Consider the following 617-nt stretch of genomic DNA (forward strand, 5'->3'; position numbering starts at 1 on the left):
AGAAAAAGGCAGTGGTCTATGTACTAATATGTATGGTTTCTTTGTTTTTTCTAAAGTATCTATAACACTTTTATGTGCTACACTAGCTATAATAAATAATATATCTTTATCAAATTCTTGATTGTCTTGTTCAAAACATTGATAAACAAGATCATGTCTTTCTAAAGCTAATACGTAATCAGGTTTTATATTATGTTTTACTAGTATAGGATATGCTGTATCAGCACATATAATACTAGCTTTGTTAGCATATTCTTTTAATAAAGGTAATTGTTTAATTAAAGATGGACCGGTAGAAACTATAATAGCATTTTCTATTTTACCTTTTCTTTGTTTTAGTAAGTCTTTTAAACTAGGATTAGCTAATTGATAAGGTAGATTGTGTAAAAGTTGGGTGATGCCTTCGAAGGAGTCTAGTGGGGAATTTCCTTTTGTGTCTGTTATATATTTAATGGTTTTTAGCGCAATAGAATTGGTATTTAAAATATTTTCTTTGTAGTTTTTTTCATAATAGTTGGTTTTAATATGAAGATTGTATAATCTTAAAAGAGTGTTTATACCTTTATTTTCTAAAAAATTTACTAGATTGTTAAAATTTGTTTGGTAAAACAAAACAA

1 protein-coding gene is annotated in these 617 nt (G+C 26.1%); it reads right to left on the reverse strand.

All coding sequences use genetic code 11. The features are described 5' to 3' along the window. On the reverse strand, positions 1–617 hold a 617-nt coding region (locus tag CAMP5053_RS08295; RefSeq protein ID WP_337217647.1), incomplete at both ends, for a 6-hydroxymethylpterin diphosphokinase MptE-like protein.

It is taken from the genome of Campylobacter sp. S4:11 (genome assembly GCF_024723695.1).
In the GTDB taxonomy this organism is placed as follows: domain Bacteria; phylum Campylobacterota; class Campylobacteria; order Campylobacterales; family Campylobacteraceae; genus Campylobacter_D; species Campylobacter_D jejuni_C.